The organism is Paenibacillus sp. 01T422 (assembly GCF_056398785.1).
The window spans coordinates 1-1,500 of record NZ_JBFTQB010001199.1; the positions used below are offsets into that span (position 1 = coordinate 1).

A 1,500-nucleotide genomic window follows, 5' to 3' on the forward strand; every position below is an offset into this window, starting at 1 on the left:
ATTCAACTCTCCTTGAGGATCCACATAGGTAAAGTTGAAATCATTTTTTACTGAAGGATACCAATACTTCTGTTTCCAATTCATTGCCTTTGCTTAAGATCATTTTCTTAATATTAAAAAATTGTGGAGAGCTTTCACCTAAAAAATACAAATTGTTTTTGCCATCTGTGGTCATAACTACGCCATCACCATAAGCCGCGCCTAATGAACGCTTGGAGGGATCAGCAAATTGAGGAATTCTTAGGATGGTTTCGTTAGTCAAATTGTCAATCGTCGGCTTTTCCAGACGTTCTGCAGCTGGTGCTACGTTATCTGGGAATGTTGACATCGTGGGTACGTTCACAATACTAATCTCATGCGTTTGCTCGTCGAAAGAAACAGACTGATGGAAATTTTCTGCAATAAATCGAATTGGTACTAGTGTCGTATCATTTTCGATTACCGGTGGTTGTTCCAAGCTGATTGAAGTGTCATTAACCTTTGCTGATGCACTCCCGATTTTCATGATAATGTGTTGTGAAGCAAATGTTAATTGCACACTCTGCGTGTTTCCATCCCACAATACCTCGGCGCCCAGAGCCTCCGTTACAAATCTCAGTGGAACCATYGTCGTGTTATTCACCAAGTGAGGGGCCATTCCAAGTAAAACCGACTTGCCATTGATTGAAGCTTGGGTGTCATCTAATTTAAGCTTGATGACGCTTTTGTCATTGGCTACCGATGCAAAAGTCGCAAAAGCACCATAGTTCCAAGCGAATACAGAAATTGAAGCAATTAAAATTGTTTTTCGCAGGCGGTTCCAAAACATGTTGTTCTTCCTCCAAGTTCTACTAGCAAGCAAATTACCATTATTATCTATTGAAACTAGCTAAAAAACAATAGATTATTCAAATGCGAAAAAGCGGCAGCCAAGGGCTTCATTTTCTCCCTGGGTTGTCGCTTTCATTTATTGTGATCCAGATACTTCAAATAAAACATAACTCCCGCTCTGTCTACACTGGAAAATTGATGGGGATCATCATTCATTAGTTGTCTTAAGTCATCTATGTTAATCCATCGTGGGTTCTTAGTTTCATCACCTGATTTTAATAATTCCCCTTGCACTTTACAACGGAAATACACACCAACTGAATCAAAAGGGCCGTTAATGGTCTGGTAAGCCCCGAAGGGTTTTATACACTCCACTTCAAAACTCGGATCGATACCAACCGTATCAATTCTTGTATCCTCGCCTTCAATTTCTACAACATCAAGCCCAGTCTCTTCCTTTACTTCTCTAATAAGAGCTGTTACTAACGATTCGTATTGCTCAATTCTTCCACCAGGAAGTTCAATCCGTTGAGGTTCACCAGGTTTATTCCGTGTCTGAACGACGATTTCGATTGTTCCATCTAGCATTCTTTCAATGATCGCACGAGAATTAACGAAGAACATACGCCATCACTGCACCTTTCTTTTCCTCCATACTAATTTCTAGATTCCCCCAATAATCCCTTTAAA

2 protein-coding genes are annotated in these 1,500 nt (G+C 40.1%); both read right to left on the minus strand.

All coding sequences use genetic code 11. The features are described from left to right. Positions 1 to 40: 40 nt before the first annotated feature. Complete coding sequence (locus AC1DUA_RS37150) at positions 41 to 808, minus strand: copper amine oxidase N-terminal domain-containing protein (RefSeq protein WP_477504494.1); 768 nt, start codon at positions 806 to 808, stop codon at positions 41 to 43. A gap of 134 nt (positions 809 to 942) precedes the next feature. Further along, a complete protein-coding gene (locus AC1DUA_RS37155; protein WP_477504495.1) occupies positions 943 to 1,434 on the minus strand; it encodes an NUDIX hydrolase in 492 nt (163 codons plus the stop codon). Positions 1,435 to 1,500: the final 66 nt, after the last annotated feature.

Bases quoted from the DNA above. Each gene is read 5' to 3' on its own strand.
- AC1DUA_RS37155 (WP_477504495.1), bottom strand. From the start codon at position 1,434: ATGTTCTTCGTTAATTCTCGTGCGATCATTGAAAGAATGCTAGATGGA.